The following is a 19,154-nucleotide window of genomic DNA, read 5'->3' on the forward strand; positions in this document are numbered from 1 at the left end:
GAGCAAATCTGTTCGTTGTCATCTTACAATTTTATTCTTGAAGCCCTATTCTATGCAGCTTCATATTAAATTGGTATGAGATATTGCACCATTCTCAATTAGCCTTTTATGAACAGGCTTTCCGGCCTGTTCCACAAGAAAATTTATCTTTTGTGGAACAGGCCCGAAAGCCTGTTGCTGATAATGGTGCAAGATGTGAGTTACGAGCGAAAAGCAATTTAGGGCGATCGACCCCCACGCCCGATCGAATAGCTTTAACATGAGGAAAGAATAGCAGGCGCTTGAAAAAACAATGAGTCAGGACATGAGGCGGGAATTTGCCAACCGCGACGAATTAATTGCCTACGTGCGTGAACAGTTCCCCGAAGCCGCCGCCCGGGACAGCAGCGTACCCCCAACCCTAGGCGGGCGGAAAGCAGCCGAGACAGCTCTGCAACAAGTCGATCCCGGCAAGTACGCCTCAACCCGCAATTTCCTCAACGGTGCGATAACGCGCTTGTCGCCCTATTTGCGCTACGGCGTTTTGAGTCTTGCCGAAGTCCGGGATGCTGTGCTGGAGAAGGTGCGGCATCGAGAAGAGGCCGTAAAACTCGTCAACGAGTTGGGTTGGCGGGATTATTGGCAGCGACTGTACGCGGAATTGGGCAACGGGATTTGGCAAGACCGGGAAGCTTACAAAACTGGCTACAGTGCTAAAGATTACAGCGAAACTCTGCCGGAGGATGTCATTGAGGGCACAACTGGTTTGGTTTGCATCGACAGTTTCAGCCGCGAGTTGCGAGAAACTGGTTATTTGCACAATCACCAGCGGATGTGGACTGCCGCTTATCTCGTACACTGGCGCCGCGTGCGCTGGCAAGCCGGAGCTCGCTGGTTTTTGCAACATTTGCTAGATGGAGATCCGGCGAGCAATAATCTTTCTTGGCAGTGGGTAGCAAGCACTTTTAGTCACAAACCTTATTTTTTTAATCGGGAAAATTTGGAGCGTTACACTAAGGCGGTTTATTGTCGCGATTGTCCTTTTTATGGGCAATGCGATTTTGAGGGAACTTACGAATATTTGGAAGGGCAGTTGTTTCCTCATGGAGAAAAGGTCGATCGTAGCGGCGGTTCTAAAAGTTGGGAACGCCCTAAAAAAGGTCGCACAAATTAAAAATTTATTGTTGACTGTTGACTGTTGTCTGTTGACGGTTAACTGTTGTAATTAGTTACCAAATACCAATTACCTATTCCCCATTCCCTATTCCCCATTCCCCATTCCCAATTTATGAACAATCCGATTATTTGGCTGCACGGCGACTGTTTGAGTCCTGAAGGCCCGGCTTTTAAAGCGCATCCAGAGGCACCGGCCATCTGGGTTTGGGATGATGCACTCATTGATGAATGGCAGTTGAGTCTCAAACGAATGGTGTTTATTTACGAATGTTTGCTGGAGTTGCCGGTAGTTATTCGGCGGGGCGATGTGGCTGCGGAAGTTATCGCTTTTGCTAAAGAATCCGGCGCGAATCAAGTGGTGACTGCGGAAAGTCCCAGTCCTCGGTTTCAGGATATTTGCCGGGAAATTAAGCGATCGCACCCTGTAGAAGTTTTGCCACCGGAACCCTTTGTCCGCTACGATGGTTATATTGATTTGAAGCGTTTTTCTCGCTATTGGCGCGTCGCTGAAAAATATGTTTTCTAATTGGAAATTGGGAATTGGGAAATGGTAACTAGAAATTGGTGTTAAATCCATTAAATCCTGTACACTGCTCGTTGCCGAACTTCAACTCCCCTTCAAACGCTCCAACAGCCATTGAAATCTCGATTCAGCCAAATCTGGGTTTTCGACATTTTGCGGGATGGCGTCCTCGTCGTCGGGCTCTTGATATATTAAACCATCACTATCATCGCCGAAGCGTTTGACTGTACCCCGCAGTCTCGACGACAGAAATTTGGTAATCGCCCGATAAAACCGCAGGGAAAAAAGCACGTCTTGCTCGAGTTTTTCAGTTAGCAGCCGTCGGGGAATTGACAGGATGAGGCACTCTTCAATTGCCGTGACGCTAGCAGAAGGAAGCCTCCCGTCCACAAAAGACATTTCGCCTAACACTTCCCCGGAAATAATTTTTCCAATTTCTTTGTCGCCCAAAGATGATACAGAAACGCTCAAAGTTCCATCCAGAACTATGTACATGGCGTCTAAGGGCTTACCTTCGGTGATCAGGGTGGTGCCGGGGAGGACTTGGGTGCGGGTGCCGTTGGCGAGCATCCAATCGATGTCGCGATCGCTCAATTCGCCTAATATGACTAGAACTTTGCTCATAAAGTCAGGTTGAGATCAGATAATTTGTATTTTTTTACTTGTTTAGTTGCGTGCTGTTGTTAGATGGTCAGACCCTGAGCGAAAGCGAAGGCTAAACTTTACAAATAGAACACTAAATTTTACACAATTTTCATAATATTCAGTAATTTTGACACGATCGAGCCACAAATATTTCTCGGATCGGTGGTATTATTCTACATTAATTGTCACGGACTGTGCAGCAGCCGATCGCGTTGTTTTAACTGCACTTGCTTTGGACGGCGGGGCTGCCAAAACTGTTTTGAAAGCTTGTTGTCTCTTGATTTCGAGCTGGTGCGCCCTCAAAAACCGGATTTTTCCAGCGTGGCTGCGAGTGCAGCGCCCCCAAGTACAGTATTGGAGAATGCCAGCCAGACACGCGATCGACCCCTCAATTAAACAGGAGCAAGGGTGCAATCATCCCTAGGATTGATTTTTTGCCGATCGATCTGTAAATTAAAATTAGCCTCTAAACCCATCGTCCGTTCTTGAATCTAATCAGCTTGAGAGTTGACTATTCAACGGTAAAATGGCAATCTAGGAACAACACAACTCATATTTGTGTCTTTTCTTAGCAAAGCTCTCGACGGTCGCCCTCAAACACTTACACTTTTAACACACCCTTCATTGAGGAGTTTCTATGAATAGTCTATTTTCCAAGTCTACTTTTGCGTTAATAAATCTTGCAGCTTTAGCTGTTTGTTGCAGTACCATGTCAGCGAAAGCTGAAACTGGCAACTTGCCCGAGGTCGCTACAACTGCAACAATAGCCGCTCAAAATATTGACCAAATTTCTGAGCCGACGGCAACTTCAGCAGTTAAACCCGACGCAGAAACAACGGCTAGTAATAAAAAAATTGATTCTATCAGTTGGAGCGAACTAACAAAATCAGCAGAGCCAGCAGCCTCCGAACCGGACGCCAACTTGCAAGTATCTATTGCTGCACCCGAAAAATCGGAAGCAGCAACATCTGAAATTGCTGAGACAGAAACAGCGCAAAATACCTCCATTGCTGCTGAGACTGAAAATTCTGAAGAAACCGCTAAAATTGCTGATAATGGTGTCGAAGTGCAGTCAAAAGTCGAGACTGCCAAAAAGAGCGATCGACCTACCTCAATTGTTGCCGAGAGCAATAATTTTGAAGTAACAGCAACGAAGGCAGAAAAAGAAGTCCACACAGCACAAGAATTGTTGAGCAATCCTGTCAGCACTTCCGCCTCAGCTTTGACAAACCAACCCAAAGTTGCTGAAAAACCTGCAACTGTCTCCGAAGCAACTGAAAAAGTGGCTCAGGGAACTCAAATCCGACCAGGCCGAGCAACCCGTTCTGGGCCCAGCTACATCGGCATTGGCGGCAATGTAGGTTTTGGCGGAGATTCAGCCTTAGGCGACGGTTCATTTGCGATTATTAGCAAAATCGGTTTGACGAACAATTTGTCGGTGAGACCGACTGTTTTGTTGCGCGACAACTTAACTCTTCTAGTTCCCGTTACCTTCGATTTTGTATCTCAAGAGACCGTCGAAGTCAGCGAGGATTTTGTGATTAGTGCTGCTCCCTATGCAGGTGCTGGCGTGATAGTTACTACCGGGGATGACGGTAATTTTGGCTTCCTGATTTCGGGGGGTGTAGATGTGCCGCTGACGACAAATTTAACAGCAACAGCGGGATTGAATATTGGTTTTGTTGACGGAGCTGACGTGGGATTGTTAGTCGGTGTCGGCTATACGTTCCCGAATCTTGTCAGGTAGTGTTGCTGTTTGAGCAAACGCAGGAAAAATAAATATGTGCGGGGTTGGCTGTAGGAATACAGTCAACCCTTTTTGATGATGGAAAATCTGTTAATGCGATCCCTGTAGGGTGGGCCATCAGCACAGACCGGTAATGTAGGATGCGTCATCAGCACAGAGCGGCGATATTGATTTTTGTGAAAGATATAATGATGGTGCGATCGCACTTTCTCACAAACCACCCGAAAAAACCGTGACTAAAACAGAAATCTTAGCAGCACTCAAAAATCTGACAGCAGAAGAACGCCTAGAAATCATCGAAGCAGCTTCGCGGATGATGCGCGAAGAAATAGAAGAAAAAGCCCAGCGCAAAGTTGAGAGAAAGCGGAGACTCAGAGCCGCAGCAGAAGCAGCAGTCAAAGATTATATGCCGGGAGGTGCTTTACATGATTTGTGGTCGGCTGATAGCGAACCCTATTTTGAATCCGAGGAAGAATACCTTAACGCAGGGATAAAAACTAATGCGTAGAGGCGAAATCTGGCTGGTTGGGCTTGAACCTACTGTGGGCGCTGAAATCGGCAAAACCCGTCCGGTAGTAATTGTCAGTGATGAAACGGTTGGAATTTTGCTGCTTGAAGTTATTGTTCCCATCACTGACTGGAAAGAGCGATACACCGAGAGAAATTGGATGGTTCGACTAGAACCGAGTGGCGAAAATGGCTTGACTAAAGTCTCCGCCGCCGATACTTTTCAAGTCCGTTCCGTCTCGCAACAAAGATTTGTCCGACAACTCGGAACCCTGTCCGAGACAATTATGGAAGAAATTGCAGAAGCACTGACAATTGTTCTGGATCTGGATTGAATAACTAGGCAACAGCGTACAAATAGTGTTATTTATAGATAGATTGTATGGCGCGATGGCCTAAATGATTCCTATACAACTTACACTCAAAAATTTTCTCAGCTATCGCGAAGCTGCTTTAGACTTTCGCGGCCTGCACACCGCTTGCATTTGCGGGCCTAACGGTGCTGGCAAATCCTCCCTCTTAGAAGCCCTCTCCTGGGCACTTTGGGGCTGTTGCCGCAGCGATACGGAAGACGATATCATCCATATCGGCGAAACAGATGTGCGCGTTGATTTCACTTTCTCTACCGGCGGCCAAATCTACCGGGTGATTCGCAACCGCCGACGCGGACAATCGGGAAGTTTGGAATTTCAAGTCAGCTTGAATTCTGCCGAGAGTGAGGAAAAACTTAATTTTCGCACGCTCACAGACAAAGGTTTGAGAACAACTCAGCAAAAAATCCTCGAACACATCAAACTAGATTACGATACCTTCATCAACTCGGCGTATTTGCGGCAGGGGCGAGCTGATGAATTTATGCTCAAAAAGCCGATCGAACGCAAACAAGTTTTAGCCAACCTGCTCAAACTCGACTCCTACGATACTTTATCCGACCAAGCCAAAGATACGTCCAAACAATTTAAAGCTCAAGTCGAAGTGCTCAAACAGAGTTTGCTAACCGTACAAGAGCAACTGCAACAAAAAGAGAATCTCGCCTCCGAACAAACTCAATTGCAGCAAGCAACCGATTTGCTTCAGCAGCAGCAGCAAGCCGACACAACCGAGTTACAGCAACTGCAACTCCAGCACCACAACCGTCAAACTTGGCAAAAACTCCTCGCCGGCCACCAGCAACAGCACTACAATATCACTCAAGAATGCCGCCGCTTGCAGCAAGAACTCAGCGCAGCCAAACAGCAGCAAAATGAGCTACAAGCCCTCCTAGGGCAAGAAAAGGAAATAACAGCAGGCATCGCGTATTTCCACAGCTTGCAAGCCACAGAAGAGACTCTGGCTGGCAAATTCAAAGCCAACCAACAAGCCCAAAATCAGCGTCAGCAATTGCAAGAACAGCAACGGCAAGAACTGAGCTTTTTGCAAAGCAAAATTCAGCAGTTGCAAGCTCAATTAGAGGTTTTAGAACAAGATGAAAAAGATGTTCTGGAAATTCTCAAACAGCAGCCCGATGTTGACAGAGGGCTCGCACAGTTGCAAGCAGTTCGATCGCGCCTCAACGAACTAGAGCAACTGCAACTGCAAGTTTCGCCACTGTTACAACAGCAGCAGCAAAAGCAACAAAAGCTCGATCGCGCCCGCGCCGGTTTAACCGCCCGGTTAGAGGAAATCAACCGACAGGTGCAAGTTCAGCAGCAGCAGCGACAACCGCAATTACAGCAGGAAATCTCGGCCATCGCCAATCAAATTTTGCAGTTGGAAAACAAGCGAGTTTATCAGCAGCGAGTCCGCGAAAAAGGTCAAGAAAGGCACGACTTTCTCGGAAACCTGCAAGCCAAAAGCCGCGACTATCAAACCAGACTTGCCGAGATCGACCAAAAACTGCAACTGCTGCGGAAACATGAAGGAGAAACCAGCGCAGGTGAAGGTAAAGCCTCGAATTTTGCCGAAAACGAGCCATCGAATTCGCCTTTAATGGTGCGAGATACAAATTTTGGCAATTGTCCTTTGTGCGATCGGCCTTTAGACGAACACTACTGGAATTTGGTAGTCACAAAACACCACACCCAACAGCAGGAAATCTGGAACCAACTTTGGGTTGTGCGCGAACAGTTGGCCGTCTCCGAGCGCGAAATTCAAGTCCTCAGACATGAATACCGCGAACTAGAAGAGGAATTAGCGCCCTACCAAGAATTACGGGAACGCCGCAGCCATTTGCAAGCACAATTAGATAGCCTGAGCCAAGATGAGAACCGACTGCAAAGTATGCGTCAAGACGCTGCAGAAATAGAGCGGTTGCTACGCACCGGCGAGTATGCAGCCGATGATTTGGGCGAACTCCAGCAAATCGAACAGCAACTGCAACAGCTCAATTACAGCGATCGCAGCCACTCCCTCGCCCGCAGCGATGAAAAGCGCTTGCGGTGGGCGGAAATTAAGCAAGCTCAAATCAAAGACGCTCAGCAGAAACTGAATAAAATTAATGCCCGCCGCCCGGATTTGCAAACTCAATTAGCCACGGTACAGCAACAGTTAGAACAGCAAAAAAATAGCTCGGAAATACAGCAGCAAATTCTGTCTTTAGATAGATACATTGCGGAAGTTGGCTATAATTTGGAACAGCACGAACACGTGCGGAGCGAAATGCGCCGATCGCAGTTTTGGATCGCCCGCGCCGAAAAATTGCGCTCGGCAACTGTGCAGTACCCGCAAGTGCAGCAGCGGGTTAATGAAATAGCAAATTCCATCGCAGTGCGCGATCGAGATTTGCAAGCTGTCAGCGCTCAAACTGCCGCGATGAACCAGCAGTTGCAAGAACATCCCGATCCCACAGCACGAATAAGTACGATCGAACAGCAAATAAGTCGCCGCCGCCAGCAGCTAGACCAACATTTGGGAAGTCTCGGACGCCTCCAGCAGCAGCAGCAAAATCTGGAAAATCTGCAAGTTCAGCTAGTAGCTCAAAAAGAGCAAATGCAAGTTGCCAAACGCCAGCAGCGAGTTTATCAAGAGTTGGGTCAAGCCTTTGGTAAAAACGGCATTCAAGCTTTAATGATTGAAAATGTTTTGCCTCAACTTGAAGCTGAAACAAATCAGATATTGTCGAGATTGAGCGCGAATCAATTGCACGTTCAATTTATTACTCAGCGGGCTGCTGCTTCTAAAAAAGCAACTAAATTGATTGACACTTTAGACATTTTAATTGCTGATGCTCGCGGTACTCGCGCCTACGAAACTTACTCGGGCGGTGAAGCTTTTCGGATTAATTTTGCGATTCGGCTGGCGCTGGCGAGACTGCTGTCTCAGCGGGCGGGCACGGCTTTGCAAATGTTGATTATTGATGAGGGGTTCGGGACTCAGGATGCGGAAGGGTGCGATCGGCTGATTGCTGCAATTAATGCGATCGCCTCCGACTTCGCCTGCATCCTCACCGTTACCCATATGCCCCACCTGAAAGAAGCTTTTCAAGCCAGGATTGAAGTAAGCAAAACTGCTCAGGGTTCTTCCATCAGCTTGTCAATTTAAAAGGGTTGATGAGCCGGATGGAAGGAAAAGAAGAAAAAAAGTTTAAAATATCAGTATTTTCACCTTCTGTTTTCTTGCCCTATTCGGTATTTTCACCTGCTGTTTTCTGGATAAGTACCGAATGCCTTCGGTTATACTACTTTTAAACCAGAAGGCAACTGTAGGAAAGCTTCAAACCATGATCTAATCAGTCATTGCCAATCTAAAATCTAAAATCTAAAATGGTATTACTCGTCTCCCCCGCGGGCTTTTTTTGGCTGCTGGCTTTGTTAACAAGGCTAAATTAAAAATAAAATTATAGAATAAGAATGGCTCAAGCTATTTATAAATGTTTATTGTTCTGTCCCCTCCTTGGGAGGTTGGAGCTTGCCACCGATGACAACAGACTCTTTCAACCTGTCTCTCCTAGAACGGGCGATCGCAGCGTCGAGCAACAGCATCCTCATCGCGGATGCTCGCAAGCCTGACATACCTATTATTTACTGCAATCCTGCTTTTGAGAAGCTGACCGGTTACAGTGCCGAAGAAGTTATTGGACGCAACTGCCGATTTTTGCAGGGCCCCGATACCGATCAGACCCAATTAAACAAACTCCGCCGCAGCTTGGAAGCGGGAACGGAAATTCAGGTAGTTCTCAAAAATTATCGCAAAGACAAAACTCCTTTTTGGAACGAATTAATGGTTTCCCCCATCCTAGACAATGAGGGAAAATTAACTCATTTTATCGGAGTTCAGAACGATATTAGCAAAAGAGTAGCAGCCGAAACAGCCAGGGAAGAAAGCGAAGAAAGATTGCGGGCGATCGCCACTGTGACTCCCGTTCCCATGTCAATTACGCGCCTAGAAGATAGCGTAATTTTGTATGCAAATTCTGCCCTCGGAGAAAGTTTAGGTGTGAGTTGCGAACAACTAATCGGACGCAAAAAAAAGGAACTTTATGCCAATATCAATGACCGCAGTCAATTGATAGAATTAGTCAAACAAAACGGCTTGGCCGACCGCGAAGAAATCTGCCTCAAGAAAGCAAATGGCAGTTTTTTTTGGGTAAAAATGTCGATGCGAGCGATTAATTTTAATGGCGAAGCCGCAATTTTATCGGCATTTTACGATATTACCGATCGCGTAGAAGCAGAAACAGCACTACGGCAAAGCGAAGCGAGGTTTCAAAAACTCGTTGCCAACGTTCCGGGAATGATTTATCAATTTCAGTTAGCAGCAGACGGCACTATGTCATTCCCCTACGTCAGTTCCGGCTGCCGCGAACTCTGGGAATTAGAACCAGATGTACTCCAAAACTCAGCTATTCCCGCGATCGAAATGATTCATCCAGACGATGCGCCAAGCTTCAAGGAGTCTGTTGCTATCTCAGCTAAAACTTTAGAGCCTTGGCGGTGGGAAGGCAGATTTGTTTTTCCAGGCGATCGGATGAAGTGGATTAGCGGGGCTTCGCGACCAGAAGAGGGCGAAAAAGATAACATTATTTGGGATGGCTTGTTGATTGACATTAGCGATCGCAAACTTGCAGAATCAGCACTGCAGCAAAGTGAAGCCAGATTCCAAAAAATGGCCGCCAACGTGCCGGGAATGATTTATCAATACTTGCTGCATCCCGACGGTTCAAATGAATTCATTTATGTGAGTTCCGGCTGTTGGGAACTCTACGGATTAGAGCCTGAAAAACTTCAACAAAACTCCAATTTAATGTGGTCAATGGTGCATCCAGAAGACCTAAACAATCTGTTAGAATCAATCGCAATTTCAGGCCAAACTCTCAAACCTTGGATATATGAAGGGCGGATCATAACCGGATCGGGAAAACAGAAATGGATTCGTGGTATCGCTCGCCCTGAACTGCAACCGGGGGGCGATATACTGTGGGAAGGGGTGACAATCGACATCAGCGATCGCAAGCTAGCAGAAATCGCCCTCAGCGAATCAAAAATGGCCCTGCAACAAGCCAATCAAGAACTTGAAAAGCGCGTCCTAGAACGCACGGAAGCCTTGGAAACCTCCAAAAAAATGCTGTGGTCGGTAATCAATAACATCCCTCAGTTAATCGCCTGGAAAGATCGAGATTTAGTTTACTTGGGAGGCAACAAAAACTTTGCCAAAGTCGCAGGTTTCAATCACCCCAGTGAAATCGCCGGTCTCACCGACTTCGATATGCCCTGGAAGCCGGAAGAAACAGAATTTTTTCGAGCCTGCGACCGCCGCATCATGGCAACCAACACCCCAGAATATCACATCATAGAATCCAAAATGCAAGCTGACGGCACCCAATGCTGTCTGGATACTAATAAAATACCTTTACACGACAATTCCGGCAATGTTGTCGGCATTTTGTCTACGTTTGAAGACATCACCGATAGGCTTTCCCTAGCAGCTAAAGTCCGGGCCAGCGAGGAACTATTTCGCACAATTTTTGAAGATGCACCCATCGCTATCTACTTAGCTAATTTAGACGATAAAAAGTTAGTGCGAGTCAATAAAACTTACTGCGAAATGCTGGGATATACCGCAGCAGAATTGCTCGCCCAAACATTTATTGAACTTGGGCATCCCGAAGATTCTCCAAAAAATCTCCAAGTTGCTGATTCTCTTGAGCGGGGAGAAATTACTCACTATCAAATCGAACTCCGCCAGATTACCGCTACAGGTAAAATTGTTTGGGTAAACGTGACAGCTACTTTGATTCGAGACGGCGAAGGAGAACCTATTTACAACTTAGGGATGATTGAAAATATAACCAATCGCAAAATTTCCGCCGCGGCACTCCAAGCTTCCGAATCTCAATTAAGAAAACAAGCCGCCCAATTGCAAGAAGCCTACGAACAGCTACAAAACGCTCAAATCCAATTAGTTCAATCCGAAAAGATGTCGAGTCTCGGTCAGATGGTGGCTGGGATTGCCCACGAAATCAACAATCCCGCAACTTTTATTAACGGCAATATTTCTCATACTTACAACTATTTTCACGATTTAATTGAACTGTTAAGTCTCTACCAGGAATGCTATCCGTCCCCAGTACCTCAGATTTCTGAAAAAGTTAAGGACTTAGAGTTAGACTTTTTAAAGGAAGACTTGCCAAAAATGCTAAATTCCATGAGAGTAGGAGTAGAAAGAATCAGTAATATTGTGTTGTCGCTGCGGAACTTTTCGCGACTGGATGAATCAGAAATGAAGTTGGTAGACGTTCATGAAGGAATTGACAGTACACTGTTAATTTTGCAGCACAGATTGCATCAGGCAAGTATAAAAAGCGGGATTGAAATCATTAAAGAATACGGAAAAATATCCAAGGTTTACTGTTGTGCAGGTCAGTTGAACCAGGTATTTCTAAATATTATCAGCAATTCGATCGATGCTCTAGAAAACCAACCGGAACCTCGGACGATCGTGATTCGCACCCTCATGAAAAAAGCTGGGTTGAAAAGCCACAGTAAAACCCAGCTCAGTGACTGCGATCGCATTGTAATTTGCATCGCCGACAGTGGCCCGGGAATGAGCGAAGAGGTTCGCAAGCGGCTATTTGACCCGTTCTTCACCACCAAGCCCGTAGGGGCTGGAACCGGCTTAGGATTATCCATCAGCCATCAGATTGTGGTAGAAAAACATAAGGGAAGCCTGCGTTGCATCTCAGCGCCCGGACAGGGAGCGGAATTCTGGATTGAAATCCCCTGCTGAGCGATCGTCCATTAATCTAAAAGTTTAAATATCTAACTTTTAATTCCCAATTGCCGTCGGTGCTTGAGTTATCAGGGTTTTGAATTAACCGCACTCAGAGGCCGGAACAAATCGCACTCAGCGGTGTGCTAATCTCCTGCCCTTATTCGCTAGGCAAATATGCTGAAAAAACTACCTTTATCCTGGTCTCGCTACATTCCAGCCGGGTTGACGCTGGCTTTGGGTGTCGGACTGTCGGTTTTGACATTCGCCTTGGTTTGGGACTGGGAAGACAAGCGCCGCGACTACGAAATGCACCGCCGCATTGACGATATTTCGATCGGCATCGAACGCCAGGTCAACTCCGACTTAGATACTGTTCTCGCCCTCAGCGACTACATGAAAGCCTTCAGCGCCGTCGAGCGTTCCTCTTTTGCTAGGTTTGTCGCCCGTCCCCTATCCGTCCACCCCAGCCTGCAACTCCTGGCTTGGGCCCCCCGCGTTCCCAATTCCGAGCGGCGCAACTACGAAACCAAAGCTAGAACCGAAACAGAGCCCAGCTTCGAGATTACAGAGCGCGGCCCGCGAGGAGAACTCCGCAAGGCCCTCCAGCGTTCCGAATATTTCCCGGCTTTCTACGTCGAACCACCAGCCGGAAACGAGACAGTATTAGGCTTTGACCTCGCCTCCCACCCAGAAATCCGCCTCGCGCTCGATCGAGGGCGCGATACAGGAGAAATGATTGTCACCAACTACATCGGCTTAACTCAGGGCAATTCCCCGGAACAGGGTCTTTTGGCTATAGTTCCGATTTACGAAAACAGCAGTAAACCGACTACCCTGGAATCCCGTCGCCAACTGCTACAAGGATTTGTTCTGGGCGTATTTCGAGGCAAAGATATTTTCCAAACCTCTTTAAAAGGACGCAACACCGACTACCTCAATATTTATCTCGTTAGCGAGGCTCCAGACAAGCAAGAAGCAGGGTCGCTGTTACCGCAAACGGGGAACCCGGTTCTCAAAAATCTCCCTGCTGAGAGGCGAATTCAGCAATTTGCGGTGCAGTTCCAATCCGCCAGCCAACAAGTGCTTCCAGCATCAGCCACTGCGAAACCCTCTCTCCTACAAAACTGCCCGATTCTTGACAATCCAGGCCCGAACTATACAGCTTGCAGAAGACGGCTGAAAATTAGCGGCCGCCAGTGGTCTATGTACGTGTCCGCAACGCCGGAAATTCGCAGGCTTCGCAAGCACTGGCGCTCTTGGGGAACTCTGACGATGGGGATGCTGTGGACTCTGATTCCGGTGACATATATGCTGACATCTTTGAGCCGCACGGCCCAAATCGAAAAGCTAGCCGGAGAAAGAATTCGCCAAGCTGAACAGTTGCAGGCTGCTTACCTACAGTTGGAACTCGAACAAGCTAAATCCGAGCAACTGCTGCTAAACGTTTTGCCGGCAGCGATCGCCCTGCGTTTGAAGGACAATGAACACAATATCGCCGAAAGTTTTGCGGAAGTAACTGTGATGTTTGCCGACATTGTGGGGTTTACAGAGCTTTCGTCGAGAATTTCAGCGACGGCGGTGGTGGAAGTGCTCAACGATATTTTTTCGGCTTTTGACCACTTGGCCGATCGCCACGGTTTGGAGAAAATTAAAACTATTGGTGATGCTTACATGGTTGTCGGCGGTTTGCCTACGCCCCGAGAGGATCACGCCGAGGCGGTTGCGAACATGGCGATCGATATGCTGCACGAAATTCGGCTCCTGAGTTTAGAACATTCGGAACCTTTCAGCATTCGGGTTGGGATTAGTAGTGGCCCTGTCGTTGCCGGCGTCATCGGCTTAAAAAAGTTTATTTACGACCTCTGGGGCGACACAGTAAATATTGCTTCGCGCATGGAATCCCACGGGATTACTGGCTGCATTCAAGTCACCGCAGAAACCTACCAGCTATTAAAAGATAAATATACTTTTCAGAAGCGCGGCGCCATTCAAGTTAAGGGCAAGGGATACATGGTTACTTATTTGCTAACTGGGAAAAAAGATTATTAACACCGCCCGCAAACGGATACAAGCCTCCGAATCCGCGATGACTAAGACTTTCGATCGCCAAGCTACAATAGTTTAAGCTCAAGGTATTCTATCACCCCTGCACCAACTCAGGAAAAACCATGACGACGCTGCTAATTCAAACCGAAAGCGTCCCACTGACGGTCAATTTCCCTGCGATCCCATCGATGACTGTTGAACAGTTCTATGAATTCTGTCTAGTTAATCGCGATTTGAGAATTGAGCGTACTGCCAGTGGGGAAGTTATCATTATGTCACCCGCCTTTTCAGATACAGGGAACCGCAACTTCAAGATTGCCCTACAATTGGGGAACTGGGCCGAACAAGATGGCACAGGTGAAACGTTTGACTCCAGTGCAGGCTTTACCTTGCCGAATGGAGCAACCCGCTCCCCCGATGCCTCATGGATTAAACTAGAGCGCTGGAATGCCTTAACTGAAGAACAAAAAGCCTCATTCGCACCGATTTGTCCAGACTTTGTGATTGAATTGCGGTCTGCTAGCGACGCTCTCAAGGGATTGCAAAACAAGATGCAAGAATATATTGACAACGGTGTATCGCTCGGCTTTTTGCTCGATCGCAAAAACAGAAAAGTCTACATCTACCGTCCCGATCGCGAACCTGAAATCTTAGATAATCCTGAAACAGTCAGCGGCGATCCAGAGTTACCGGGATTTGTCTTGCGGATGGCAAAAATCTGGTGATTTAGATGGTTACACCATACTCAAAGACATCAATTCATCTGTTATTTCAAAATTCGCCGTCACACTTTGCACATCATCCAAATCTTCCAGTGCATCCATTAACTTAAGGAGCGATCGGGCTTTTTCAGGAGTGTCTATTTCCACTGTATTGCTGCGAATCCTCGAAGCACTAAATCAATTAACTGTTATCGTCCCAGAGTTGTACCCCATTCGCTTGAGCCAGTTTATGAGCATTGGATTTGACATTTCCGGGCGTGAACGCACGGGGGAGTTTGTGATCTAGCTTAGACTTCAGTTTGTACTGAGCGTGGCTTCCGATACCGCATCCTATATCGAAGTTGGCTAGGCTTGCTTTTGAGCTTGCTTTCTTTTGCTCAAAACAGCCCGTTGAATTGTCAGCAAAATTTTCCCCTCTTGTTCATTAATTTCACCGTCAGCCTCGATGATCTCAGTGCATCGCTTTAAAAGTGGTTCGGCAAAGTCGAGTTCGAGTTGTTCGAGTAAAATATCCAACTTGGGAGGCAATTTAGACTTATTTTTCACAGCTTCAATCTCAGCTAAAGACTTGGGATTTAAATTGGCAGCTTGTAATTGGGGTAATAACTCATCCCATCGGGTGAATTTTTGGGTGGTATAGACGACATACACCAAAATCCAATCCATCACCGTTTCTTGTGCGATCGCTTTCTCTAAATATTGCTCACTTTCCGCTTGCAAGACTTCTCGTAAATCTTCGAGCTTGGTTTCGATTTTCGAGGAATCGAGATGCGCTTCATAAAACCGACAAGCACCGTATCCCAGCGCGTAAATCATTGTCGCACTGGCGCTAGCATTAATCACCGCACCCGCCAAGGGAATATTGCTGACCAGCGTAACTCCAGCTTCGATCGCTAAATTGCTCCCCAAGGATAAACCGAAAATAGCGACAACTTCTTTTTTGCGATCGCTCGATTGCAAATCCATTCCATAGGCGGCAGCTATTTGATAAACCAACTCGGCGGATAACGCCGTCATTGCAGCTAAATCCATGCCAGCAAATGCCAAAGCTGCGCCCGGAACTAAACTGCTAACCAAGCCACTTCCTGCCGCTAGCAAGGCTTTTTCCACCATTAAGCGATGTGCGATTTCTTGAGGTTTCTCGTGAGGATATTGGCGCTGCAACTCTCGAACTTGCGCCTCGGCATTCACGACATCAACTTTATCGATCGCACTGACTAACCAATCAATTTTGAAATTTTCAGTGAGTTTTTTCAGGATAGGGCTCTGGGAAATCAAACCAAAAGCGGAACCAAAAAAATTGGGAAATTGGAGTGCTGCACTTCCGGCATTGCCTACCGCATTACCTACCGCACTCGCGGTATTAACAACAATCTCACCTCCAGCACTGCTTGCTGCATTCCCCACCGCACTTGCCGTATTAACGATCGCACTTCCGGCATTCCCTACCGCATTCCCTACCGCACTCGCAGTATTAACAATCGCACTTCCGGTATTGCCTACCGCACTCGCGGTATTAACAACAATCGCATCTCCAGCACTGCCTGCTGCATTCCCCACCACACTCGCCGTATTAACAATCGCACTTCCGGCATTGCCTACCGCATTCCCTACAGCACTTGCCGTTGCAGAGACGGCTCCGAAAACGGAACCGAACCAATTGGATTTATCCCCTGGTTCAGCCTGCACCTCCGATTTGGCTCGATCCTTGGTTTCTGATACTTCGGTTGCTGAGAGAACTTCTTCTGAGTGGGTGCTGTCTCTTTTGCTTTCGTTTTTATCTAGCATGGCTTTACTGTGAGTTGAGACTTTCAATGCAGCTTTTTGAGCAATGCGTTGGATTGACACTCCCCCTCGCGTACAGATGGCGATTCGTTTCCTGGTAATAGTGTAGCGCGATGTCCCGCTGGCGATTTTTAGTCTTTTCCAGTGCCAACAGGACGCTCCCCATCCCTCATCTTTCAACCATTAAACCATCACCGAAGACATCAATTCATCTGTCATTTCAAAATTCGCCGTCACACTTTGCACGTCGTCCAAATCTTCCAGTGCATCCATTAACTTAAGGAGCGATCGAGCTTTTTCAGGAGTGTCTATTTCCACTGTATTGCTGGGAATCCAGCGAGTTTCCGACTGCAAAACTGCAAATTTTTTTTGTTTCAAAACATCAGCCAACTGTTCCAAATTAGCCACGCTTGTAAATACCTCTGCACCTTCAGTATCCTCATCAATTAATATCAAATCATAAGATTCGGCAGCCGCCTCTAGCGACGCTTCAAACAATTGTTCCTCATCAATCGGGCCGCGTACCGTACAAACTCCTTTGTGGTCAAACATCCAGCCCACACAACCAGTTTCCCCCAAGTTGCCGCCATTTTTAGTAAAAGCTTCTCGCAAGTCAGCCGCTGTGCGGTTGCGATTGTCTGTCAGCGCTTCAATCAGAATCGCAACCCCGCCAACGCCGTAACCTTCGTAGCGAATAGCTTCTAAATCCGAACTCCCTCCCGCCAAGCCGGCACCTTTGGCGATCGCCCTTTCTATGTTTTCATTAGGAATACTCGCCGCCTTGGCTTTTTCTATAGCCGTCCGCAGTTGAAAATTGCCAGCGGGATCGGGAACTCCGCTGCGGGCGGCGACAATAATTTCGCGAGATATTCGAGCAAAAACTTTGCCTTTAACGGCATCAACTCTAGCTTTTTGGCGTTTAATATTCGCCCACTTACTGTGTCCAGCCATACCGATTTGAGATTTTCGATTTAAAATGTGCGATCGAGATTAAACAATAACACCTAGATTCCGACAAATCAGATTAACTTAGGGTACACCTCGGCGCACCTTACACAAATAGCATAAAATGCGATTTTTCGCACGAATCTGAACTTTAATTAAACCGGAGCACGGTTTCAGAGTCAGTCAGGTGAGAAGTATCGCCATTAAGTGCGATCGACCATTCTCCCTCACCCCGCACCACTTTCACCAAACAGCACAAAGAAGCGTTAATTTCCGTTTCAGCACAGCCCGCCAGCCCGATCGCAGTTCCTAAAACCGACGCACCGTGACCTACTAATAACATATCTTCGGGAAACTCAGCCGCGAGGCGTTTAGCCGTTTCCCCCGCCCTTTTAAGACAAGCTTCCCCAGTTTCGGGATAATTAGCAATACCGCCTTTGTAGGAAGCATCAATCCTGGGAAAACGCCTGCACAAAGCTTCGACGGACTCAGTTTCCGGCATTTCTGTCATCCATTCCGGATTCAGCCATTCGCACAGTCCCCACTCTAGTTTAATTGACAAATCCAGAGCTTCGGCAGCGTGATTTGCTGTTTGCACAGTTCGCAGAAAAGGAGAAGCAAAAATATGAGAAATTCCTTCACCTTTGAGGCGATTGGCGAGTTGTTTAGCTTGAATGTGACCGTCTTCGGAAAGGTGGGGATCGTAGCGACGTTCTGCAGTGAGAAACCAGTCGGGGTTAACGAAGTCGATGCGGTTTCCGTGTCGTGCGATCCAGACTGTTTGTGGCATGAGTTGGTTTTAGTTTTGCTTCTAGGTGTAATATTATATCAAAGATGCTGATTTGGGATCTTTATGAAATTCGAGTGGGATGAAAACAAGGCTGCGGTAAATTTGTCCAAGCATGGGCTCTCATTTGAGGAAGCCAGAACGGTTTTTGACGATCCCCTCTACATCGATTTCTAAGCTCCGGATCGCTCTGATGAAGAAGCTCACTATATTATTGTTCGAGAGTCCTAGCAATGTAATTTATTGATAGTATCGTATACAGAAAGAGCAGATTATATTCCTATGATTAGCGGCAGAAAAGTAACAACAGTGGAACGAGAAGTTTATGAAGAAGGATGAAACAGGGATGGACGATGATCTTCGGTCGGAATATAATTTGAGGAAGTTGCGTGTAAGAAGGGTAGGATCTGGAGGAAAGACCTTTGGTGGTGTAAATATTCGTTTAGAACCGGATGTTGCAGAGATGTTTCCCGATTCTGAAGCTGTAAATGAAGCTCTGCGGTTTTTGATTAGAATTACTGGAGAAATTGACACAGCCAACGAGTTTCAACCCCTCAGCGAAGAACAAACGATCGCCCAAAGTCTCGCAGCCTTGCAAAATTACCAGACAAACAAGACGGGCATTGGGCACGATCGGGTTAAGCAATGGGCAGATAGTCTAGGGCTCGATCGGGAATTGCCATGCCCTCCGTAATTTGGACGCGCCCAGCCCTAACAGCACTTTCTTATCAAAATTAATTATGCACATTACTGATAGCGATCGCGCTACCATTCGCTCAGTCATAGAACAGCAACTGCAAGCATTTCAAAAAGACGATGCTGCTGGGGCTTTTGCCTTCGCCAGTCCCGGAATTCAGCAGCAGTTTCGCACAGCAGAAAACTTTATGCACATGGTAAAAATTGCCTATCAAGCTGTCTACCGTCCGCGATCGGTATTATTTGAAAACCTCGGCACTGTAGAAGGAATTCCCGCTCAGCCTGTGCTGTTTCTGGACTCGGAAGGCATCCCAATCAGAGCCATTTATCTCATGGAAAAACAGTTTGATAAGAGTTGGCGAATTAATGGCTGTTATTTAGTTTCCCTTCCTGAAGAATAAGTTATGC

At 47.0% G+C, this 19,154-nt stretch carries 17 protein-coding genes and 1 pseudogene; 13 read left to right on the forward strand and 5 right to left on the reverse strand.

Annotated elements, in window-relative coordinates; all coding sequences use genetic code 11:
* Positions 1 to 292: 292 nt before the first annotated feature.
* Together QUA42_RS22270 and QUA42_RS22275 are read left to right on the forward strand one after the other, a co-directional pair.
* On the forward strand, positions 293 to 1,153 hold the full coding sequence (locus tag QUA42_RS22270) for an FAD-binding domain-containing protein (RefSeq protein WP_333140148.1): 861 nt from the start codon (positions 293 to 295) through the stop codon (positions 1,151 to 1,153).
* 114 nt (positions 1,154 to 1,267) lie between these two features.
* A complete protein-coding gene (locus QUA42_RS22275) occupies positions 1,268 to 1,681 on the forward strand; it encodes a hypothetical protein (protein WP_006631038.1) in 414 nt (137 codons plus the stop codon).
* A gap of 81 nt (positions 1,682 to 1,762) precedes the next feature.
* On the opposite strand, the gene QUA42_RS22280 is transcribed toward QUA42_RS22275, so the two are convergent.
* Positions 1,763 to 2,302, reverse strand: a complete 540-nt coding sequence (locus QUA42_RS22280; protein ID WP_333140150.1) for a cyclic nucleotide-binding domain-containing protein — start codon at positions 2,300 to 2,302, stop codon at positions 1,763 to 1,765.
* Positions 2,303 to 2,450: 148 nt separating this feature from the next.
* Here QUA42_RS22280 and QUA42_RS22285 point away from each other — a divergent pair, with 148 nt between their 5' ends.
* From QUA42_RS22285 to QUA42_RS22320, 8 genes are all read left to right on the forward strand, one after another.
* On the forward strand, positions 2,451 to 2,747 hold the full coding sequence (locus QUA42_RS22285; RefSeq protein WP_333140152.1) for a hypothetical protein: 297 nt from the start codon (positions 2,451 to 2,453) through the stop codon (positions 2,745 to 2,747).
* A 213-nt stretch (positions 2,748 to 2,960) separates the two neighbouring features.
* Positions 2,961 to 4,070, forward strand: coding sequence for a hypothetical protein (locus QUA42_RS22290; RefSeq protein ID WP_333140154.1), 1,110 nt, complete (start codon positions 2,961 to 2,963; stop codon positions 4,068 to 4,070).
* A gap of 232 nt (positions 4,071 to 4,302) precedes the next feature.
* Complete coding sequence (locus QUA42_RS22295) at positions 4,303 to 4,578, forward strand: hypothetical protein (protein WP_333140156.1); 276 nt, start codon at positions 4,303 to 4,305, stop codon at positions 4,576 to 4,578.
* Positions 4,571 to 4,912 (forward strand): type II toxin-antitoxin system PemK/MazF family toxin, encoded by a 342-nt coding sequence (locus QUA42_RS22300; RefSeq protein ID WP_333140158.1) that lies wholly within the window; start codon positions 4,571 to 4,573, stop codon positions 4,910 to 4,912. Before QUA42_RS22295 ends, QUA42_RS22300 begins: the two co-directional genes overlap by 8 nt.
* 64 nt (positions 4,913 to 4,976) lie before the next feature.
* Positions 4,977 to 8,096, forward strand: coding sequence for an AAA family ATPase (locus tag QUA42_RS22305; protein ID WP_333140160.1), 3,120 nt, complete (start codon positions 4,977 to 4,979; stop codon positions 8,094 to 8,096).
* Between the two features lie 375 nt (positions 8,097 to 8,471).
* Positions 8,472 to 11,780 carry a PAS domain S-box protein gene (locus QUA42_RS22310; protein ID WP_333140162.1) on the forward strand — a complete coding sequence of 1,103 codons (3,309 nt, stop codon included), beginning with the start codon at positions 8,472 to 8,474 and terminating at the stop codon, positions 11,778 to 11,780.
* Between the two features lie 159 nt (positions 11,781 to 11,939).
* A complete protein-coding gene (locus tag QUA42_RS22315) occupies positions 11,940 to 13,814 on the forward strand; it encodes an adenylate/guanylate cyclase domain-containing protein (RefSeq protein WP_333140164.1) in 1,875 nt (624 codons plus the stop codon).
* A 119-nt stretch (positions 13,815 to 13,933) separates the two neighbouring features.
* On the forward strand, positions 13,934 to 14,536 hold the full coding sequence (locus tag QUA42_RS22320; protein ID WP_333140165.1) for a Uma2 family endonuclease: 603 nt from the start codon (positions 13,934 to 13,936) through the stop codon (positions 14,534 to 14,536).
* A gap of 9 nt (positions 14,537 to 14,545) precedes the next feature.
* On the opposite strand, the pseudogene QUA42_RS22325 reads toward QUA42_RS22320, so the two are convergent.
* The 4 genes and pseudogenes from QUA42_RS22325 to QUA42_RS22340 form a co-directional block, all read right to left on the reverse strand.
* Positions 14,546 to 14,695: pseudogene (locus QUA42_RS22325) on the reverse strand (YebC/PmpR family DNA-binding transcriptional regulator); the annotation flags it as partial.
* Between the two features lie 183 nt (positions 14,696 to 14,878).
* A complete protein-coding gene (locus QUA42_RS22330; RefSeq protein ID WP_333140167.1) occupies positions 14,879 to 16,381 on the reverse strand; it encodes a hypothetical protein in 1,503 nt (500 codons plus the stop codon).
* A gap of 120 nt (positions 16,382 to 16,501) precedes the next feature.
* Positions 16,502 to 17,269, reverse strand: a complete 768-nt coding sequence (locus QUA42_RS22335; RefSeq protein ID WP_190738112.1) for a YebC/PmpR family DNA-binding transcriptional regulator — start codon at positions 17,267 to 17,269, stop codon at positions 16,502 to 16,504.
* Positions 17,270 to 17,414: 145 nt separating this feature from the next.
* Positions 17,415 to 18,053 carry a histidine phosphatase family protein gene (locus QUA42_RS22340; protein WP_333140169.1) on the reverse strand — a complete coding sequence of 213 codons (639 nt, stop codon included), beginning with the start codon at positions 18,051 to 18,053 and terminating at the stop codon, positions 17,415 to 17,417.
* A gap of 63 nt (positions 18,054 to 18,116) precedes the next feature.
* Between QUA42_RS22340 and QUA42_RS22345 the strand changes: the two genes are divergently transcribed.
* The 3 genes from QUA42_RS22345 to QUA42_RS22355 all read left to right on the forward strand — a co-directional run bounded on the left by QUA42_RS22345 (position 18,117) and on the right by QUA42_RS22355 (position 19,147).
* Entirely contained in the window at positions 18,117 to 18,227 is a 111-nt protein-coding gene (locus QUA42_RS22345) for a BrnT family toxin (protein ID WP_333140171.1), read from the forward strand.
* Between the two features lie 148 nt (positions 18,228 to 18,375).
* A complete protein-coding gene (locus tag QUA42_RS22350; RefSeq protein WP_333140173.1) occupies positions 18,376 to 18,744 on the forward strand; it encodes a hypothetical protein in 369 nt (122 codons plus the stop codon).
* Between the two features lie 46 nt (positions 18,745 to 18,790).
* Positions 18,791 to 19,147: a DUF4864 domain-containing protein gene (locus QUA42_RS22355; protein WP_333140174.1), complete on the forward strand. Its 357-nt coding sequence runs from the start codon at positions 18,791 to 18,793 to the stop codon at positions 19,145 to 19,147.
* Positions 19,148 to 19,154: the final 7 nt, after the last annotated feature.

Source organism: Microcoleus sp. Pol11C2 (genome assembly GCF_036701505.1).
In the GTDB taxonomy this organism is placed as follows: Bacteria; Cyanobacteriota; Cyanobacteriia; order Cyanobacteriales; family Microcoleaceae; genus Microcoleus.

Bases quoted from the DNA above. Each gene is read 5' to 3' on its own strand.
- QUA42_RS22270 (WP_333140148.1), top strand. From the start codon at position 293: ATGAGTCAGGACATGAGGCGGGAATTTGCCAACCGCGACGAATTAATT.
- QUA42_RS22275 (WP_006631038.1), top strand. From the start codon at position 1,268: ATGAACAATCCGATTATTTGGCTGCACGGCGACTGTTTGAGTCCTGAA.
- QUA42_RS22280 (WP_333140150.1), bottom strand. From the start codon at position 2,302: ATGAGCAAAGTTCTAGTCATATTAGGCGAATTGAGCGATCGCGACATC.
- QUA42_RS22290 (WP_333140154.1), top strand. From the start codon at position 2,961: ATGAATAGTCTATTTTCCAAGTCTACTTTTGCGTTAATAAATCTTGCA.
- QUA42_RS22300 (WP_333140158.1), top strand. From the start codon at position 4,571: ATGCGTAGAGGCGAAATCTGGCTGGTTGGGCTTGAACCTACTGTGGGC.
- QUA42_RS22305 (WP_333140160.1), top strand. From the start codon at position 4,977: ATGATTCCTATACAACTTACACTCAAAAATTTTCTCAGCTATCGCGAA.
- QUA42_RS22310 (WP_333140162.1), top strand. From the start codon at position 8,472: ATGACAACAGACTCTTTCAACCTGTCTCTCCTAGAACGGGCGATCGCA.
- QUA42_RS22315 (WP_333140164.1), top strand. From the start codon at position 11,940: ATGCTGAAAAAACTACCTTTATCCTGGTCTCGCTACATTCCAGCCGGG.
- QUA42_RS22320 (WP_333140165.1), top strand. From the start codon at position 13,934: ATGACGACGCTGCTAATTCAAACCGAAAGCGTCCCACTGACGGTCAAT.
- QUA42_RS22335 (WP_190738112.1), bottom strand. From the start codon at position 17,269: ATGGCTGGACACAGTAAGTGGGCGAATATTAAACGCCAAAAAGCTAGA.
- QUA42_RS22340 (WP_333140169.1), bottom strand. From the start codon at position 18,053: ATGCCACAAACAGTCTGGATCGCACGACACGGAAACCGCATCGACTTC.
- QUA42_RS22345 (WP_333140171.1), top strand. From the start codon at position 18,117: ATGAAATTCGAGTGGGATGAAAACAAGGCTGCGGTAAATTTGTCCAAG.
- QUA42_RS22350 (WP_333140173.1), top strand. From the start codon at position 18,376: ATGAAGAAGGATGAAACAGGGATGGACGATGATCTTCGGTCGGAATAT.
- QUA42_RS22355 (WP_333140174.1), top strand. From the start codon at position 18,791: ATGCACATTACTGATAGCGATCGCGCTACCATTCGCTCAGTCATAGAA.